Here is a 4645-nt window from a genome sequence, read left to right as displayed (position 1 = left end):
CGTCAACGTCACGTCAGTTTAACGGAACCACCCCGGAAGGCCAGCCCCGCATGACCGCACCCACCAAGGACCAGCTCGAAGCCCGCCTGCACTACCCGCTGGGCGACGCCCTGCCCGAGCCCGGCCGCACGCGGGTGGTTGCGCCGGGCGTGAAGTGGATCCGCATGGGCCTGCCCTTTGCGCTGGACCACATCAACCTCTGGCTGATGCGCGACACGCTGGACGGCGTGGACGGCTGGACGGTGGTGGACTGCTGCATCCACCGCGACGAGGCCAAGGCACAGTGGGAGCAGATCTTCGCCCACGAGCTGGACGGTCTGCCCGTGCTGCGCGTGATCGTCACCCACATGCACCCGGACCACATCGGCCTGGCGCAGTGGCTGTGCGAGCGGTGGAACTGCCGGCTGTGGGTGAGTGCGACCGACTACAACTCGGCCCGCATCGGTTCGCAAAGCACCACCGGTTTTGGTGGCGCGAGCGCGGCCGACTTCTTCGCCACCCACGGCATGAGCGATCCCGAGTCGCTGGAGAAGATCCGCGGCCGCGCCAGCTACTACCCCAGCATGGTGCCGGGCGTGCCGCGCAGCTTTGTTCGCCTGCTCGACGGCCAGACCGTCACCATCGGCGGGCGCGGCTGGCGCTGCATCGCCGGCTACGGCCACGCGCCCGAACACATGGCGCTGTACAACGACGCGCTGCAGGTGCTGATCAGCGGCGACATGGTGCTGCCGCGCATCAGCACCAACGTGAGCGTGTACGACATGGAGCCCGAAAGCGACCCGCTGGCCCTGTTTCTTGACTCGCTGCAGCGCTACCGGCCGCTGCCACCCGACACGCTGGTGCTGCCCTCGCACGGCAAGCCCTTCACCGGCCTGCACGAACGCATCGACCAACTGGAGGCGCACCACACCGACCGCCTGGCGGAGGTGCTCGACGCCTGCGCGCAAGCGCCCTGCAGCGCCTTCGACATCCTGCCCGTGCTGTTCACCCGCGCGCTGGACCTGCACCAGACCACCTTTGCCATGGGTGAGGCGGTGGCGCACCTGCACCGGCTGTGGTTCCAGGGGCGGCTGCAGCGCCACACCGGGGCCGACGGCGTGCACCTCTTCCGCCCCCACACCTGAACGGGACATGCCCGCCGCACCGGGCCACGGTTCCTACAATGGCGACCCCTTCGCCGTGAGAACCGCCCCGTGCATCCATTCCTGACCTGGCTGCGCACCCTGATCCCCGCGCCGCTGAACGTCGGCCGACGCGAAATGCTGCTGGGCTGCGTGGGGGCGGGCCTGGGTCTGTGCGCCACCGAATGGCTCAGCCTGCACACGCTGGGCACGACCGATCCCTGGTTTCTCGCCCCCATGGGCGCCTCGGCCGTGCTGCTGTTCGCGGTGCCCGCCAGCCCGCTGGCGCAGCCCTGGTCCATCCTGGGCGGCAACACCGTGTCGGCCCTGGTGGGCGTGAGCTGCGCCCTGCTGCTCGGCCACACCGGGCTGGCCGCCAGCGCGGCGGGGGCCCTGGCCATCGCGGTCATGTTCGCCCTGCGCTGCCTGCACCCGCCGGGCGGGGCCGTGGCGGTGACGGCGGTGCTGGGCGGGCAGGCGGTGACGCACCTGGGCTACCAGTTCGCGCTCTCACCGGTGGCGCTCAACTCGGTCCTGCTGATGCTGACGGCCCTGCTGTTCAACCACCTGACGCACCGGCGCCACGCCCACCCTGCACCCGTTCCCTCGCACCACACCCGCGACCCGCTGCCCAGCCGGCGGCTGGGCTTCACGCACGACGACCTGACCCGCGCGCTGGCCAGCCAGGGCGAGCTGCTGGACATCCGGCCGGAGGACCTGGAGGACATCCTGGTGCGGGCCCAGCGGCTGGCCAGCGAGCGCCAGTGGGGCGAGGTCCAGTGCGCCGACATCATGTCCCGCGACGTGGTGCACATCGGCCCGCGCGACTCGGTGGACGAGGCCTGGGCCCGGCTGGCGCACCACAAGATCAAGGCGCTGCCGGTGGTCGAGGCGGACGGCACGCTGCGCGGCATCGTCTCGCTGCACGACTTTTTCATCGGCCACAGCGCGCCCGACCCGCGCCGTCAGCCGGTCATGAGCACCGCCCGCCGGGTGCAGGACATCATGACCCGCCGGGTGCGCTCGGCCCGGCCGGAGCAGCCCATCGGCGAACTCGTGGGGCTGTTTTCGGACGGCGGGCTGCACCACATGCCGGTGGTCGATGGCGCGCAACGGGTGGTCGGCATGATCACCCAGTCCGACGTGGTGGCCGCGCTGTTCCGCAGCCGTCCGGGGGCCGCCGCCTGAGCCGGCCTATTCGCCCAGCGGCACCGCCGCCCGCTTGAGCGCCTGGCGGCGCTGCGCGTGGTCGGGCATGACGCTGGCGACCACGTCCCAGAACTGCGGGCTGTGGTCCATGTGCCGCAGGTGGCTGAGTTCGTGCACCACCACGTAGTCCACCATGTCCAGGCTCAGGTGGATCAGGCGCCAGTTCAGGCGGATGGTGCCGTCGGCGCTGGCGCTGCCCCAGCGCGTGCCGGCGCTGGACAGGCGCAGGGTCTTGTACTGCACGCCCAGCGCCGGCGCGAAGTGGGCCAGCCGCTCGGCGAACACGCGCTTGGCCTGCCGCATCAGCCAGGCCTGGGCCACGTCGCGGATCTGCGCCTCGGTGGCCTGCGCGGTCAGGGCCAGGCGCAGCAGGGCCACGCCGTCGCCGCCCGGGGCCGACAGCTCGGCGCCGGCCTGGGCGAAGCGGTGCGCCGGGTCCAGCACCAGGCGCACGGTCTGGCCCAGGTAACCGAACTCCGCGCCGTCGGCCCACACGGTGCGCGCGCGGTCCAGCGCCTGGGCGCGCTCGCGGGCGTGGCGCAGTTTCTCCAGCACCCAGTCGGCCGTGTCGTGCAGCAGCGCTTCCACCTCGCCCAGCGGCGTCCAGCGCGGCGCGCTGACGGTGAGCCCGTCGGGGTTGACGCTCAGGCCGATGGTGCGGCGCTTGCCGCGCTTGAATTCGTAAGCCACCTCGCAATGGCCCAGCTTGAGCAGGCGGTTGGCGCGCGGATGGTGCCAGGTGCCGGGCTGGAACACCGCGCTCAGCGGCTCCGCCGGCGCGGCGTCGGCCTGTGGGCGTGGTGCGGCGGCGCGCGGGGCCACAGCCCGTTGGGCCGGCACCACTGGCTCGGGGCCGGTCAGGAAGTCGAGCGCCAGTTGCACGAAGCGCTGCATGGACTGCTTCAGGGCTGGGCGGGCGTGGTCGGGTAAGCGGAGGGGTCGAGACGCCGCATTTCGGTCTCGATCCAGTTTTCCACCTCGCGCATCAGCTCGTCGGGCTCACGGCCCACGCTGGGGATGGGCTTGCCGATCGAGAACTCCACCGTGCCCGGGCGCTTGATGAGCGCCTTGCGCGGCCAGCACTTGGCGGACGTGACGGCGATCGGGATCACCGGCGCGCCGGTCGCGATGGCCAGGCGCGTGCCGCCGCTCTTGTACTGGCCCTTTTGCCCGCGTTCGATGCGCGTGCCCTCGGGGAACATGATGACCCAGGTGCCCTGGTCCAGCAGGCGCTGGCCCTGCTCCACCACCTTGTTGAAGGCCTGGGCGCGCTTGCTGCGGTCGATGTGGATCATGTCCATGCGGCTCATGGCCCAGCCAAAGAAGGGCACGTACAGCAGCTCCTTCTTGAACACATAGGCCAGCGGGTGCGGCATCAGCGCGGGCATGCTGAAGGTTTCCCAGGTGGACTGGTGCTTGACCAGCAGCACGGCCGGCGCGGTGCTGCCCACGGGCAGGTTTTCGTAGCCGATGACCTGGTTGCGGATGCCCAGGATGAGCGTGCCGCCGTCCACCGCCAGCTTGAGCCAGCGCGCGCACATCCAGTAGATCTGCGTGCTGTTGAGGAAGGGCGCAGCCACCAGCACGGCCAGCGCCCACGGGATCACCGTGACGGCCATGAACAGCAGGTGAAGAAGGGAGCGGATGAGGTTCATGGGGTGCAGGAAAAGGGGTTGCGGTGGCGGCGCTTCAGAGCGGCGCCAGGCCCGAGGCGCGGGCGTCGGCGGTGGGGTCCTGTGCCAGCAGCCAGTCGGCAAAGGCGGCCAGGTCGGCGTGCACGCAGGTGCCGGGCGGCAGGCCCAGCAGCGCGGTGGACGGCGGCGCCCGCGGCACCAGCGTGTCCACCTGCCCGCGCAGGTGTTCGGACTTGCCGGTCATCAGCAGGTGCGTGGGGCAACCAGCCGCTGCGGCGGCCTGCACGTGGCGCAGCGCGTTGCCGGCGGCGGGCACGTCGGCCAGCGGCAGGCCAAAGCGTTCACCGATCTGCTCGAACAGGCCGGGCGCCGGCTTGCGGCAGGTGCAGGCGTCTTCGGGCGCGTGCGGGCAGAAGAACACCGCCTCGACCCGGCCACCCACCGCCGCCAGGGCGCGGTGCATCTTGGTGTGGATGGCGTTGAGCGAGGCCATGTCGAACATGCCACGGCCCAGGCCGCTCTGGTTGGTGGCCAGCACCACGCGCCAGCCACCGTGGTTGAGCCGCGCGATCGCTTCGAGCGCGCCGGGCAGCGGCTCCCACTCGTCGGCCGAGGCCACGTAGTCGTCGCGGCTGCGGTTGAGCGTGCCGTCGCGGTCGAGGATCAGCAGTTTCATGCGGT

Annotated in this window: 5 protein-coding genes; 2 read left to right on the top strand and 3 right to left on the bottom strand. The window is 71.3% G+C overall.

Features of this window, described 5'->3' with window-relative positions; translation table 11 throughout:
* Positions 1-50: 50 nt before the first annotated feature.
* Complete coding sequence (locus ACR2JA_RS00290; RefSeq protein ID WP_434007140.1) at positions 51-1124, top strand: MBL fold metallo-hydrolase; 1074 nt, start codon at positions 51-53, stop codon at positions 1122-1124.
* A 69-nt stretch (positions 1125-1193) separates the two neighbouring features.
* Positions 1194-2309, top strand: coding sequence for an HPP family protein (locus tag ACR2JA_RS00285; RefSeq protein ID WP_434007139.1), 1116 nt, complete (start codon positions 1194-1196; stop codon positions 2307-2309).
* Positions 2310-2315: 6 nt separating this feature from the next.
* Here ACR2JA_RS00285 and ACR2JA_RS00280 read toward each other — a convergent pair whose 3' ends face one another.
* From ACR2JA_RS00280 to gmhB, 3 genes are read right to left on the bottom strand one after another with little or no spacing between them, the layout of a single operon-like run.
* A complete protein-coding gene (locus tag ACR2JA_RS00280) occupies positions 2316-3224 on the bottom strand; it encodes a M48 family metallopeptidase (protein ID WP_434007138.1) in 909 nt (302 codons plus the stop codon).
* Positions 3225-3232: 8 nt separating this feature from the next.
* Entirely contained in the window at positions 3233-3985 is a 753-nt protein-coding gene (locus ACR2JA_RS00275) for a lysophospholipid acyltransferase family protein (RefSeq protein ID WP_434007137.1), read from the bottom strand.
* 34 nt (positions 3986-4019) lie between these two features.
* Positions 4020-4640 carry a D-glycero-beta-D-manno-heptose 1,7-bisphosphate 7-phosphatase gene (gmhB, locus tag ACR2JA_RS00270; protein WP_434007141.1) on the bottom strand — a complete coding sequence of 207 codons (621 nt, stop codon included), beginning with the start codon at positions 4638-4640 and terminating at the stop codon, positions 4020-4022.
* Between the last annotated feature and the right edge of the window lie 5 nt (positions 4641-4645).

The sequence above is a fragment of the Hydrogenophaga sp. genome, assembly GCF_051007235.1.
In the GTDB taxonomy this organism is placed as follows: Bacteria; Pseudomonadota; Gammaproteobacteria; order Burkholderiales; family Burkholderiaceae_C; genus Hydrogenophaga.
The sequence above is the reverse complement of the archived record's forward strand: the minus strand, read 5'-3'. Positions and strand labels throughout refer to the sequence as shown.

What these genes read in the sequence shown, in the direction of transcription:
- ACR2JA_RS00290 (WP_434007140.1), top strand. Translation starts at nt 51, where the DNA reads ATGACCGCACCCACCAAGGACCAGCTCGAAGCCCGCCTGCACTACCCG.
- ACR2JA_RS00280 (WP_434007138.1), bottom strand. Translation starts at nt 3,224, where the DNA reads ATGCAGCGCTTCGTGCAACTGGCGCTCGACTTCCTGACCGGCCCCGAG.
- ACR2JA_RS00275 (WP_434007137.1), bottom strand. Translation starts at nt 3,985, where the DNA reads ATGAACCTCATCCGCTCCCTTCTTCACCTGCTGTTCATGGCCGTCACG.
- gmhB (WP_434007141.1), bottom strand. Translation starts at nt 4,640, where the DNA reads ATGAAACTGCTGATCCTCGACCGCGACGGCACGCTCAACCGCAGCCGC.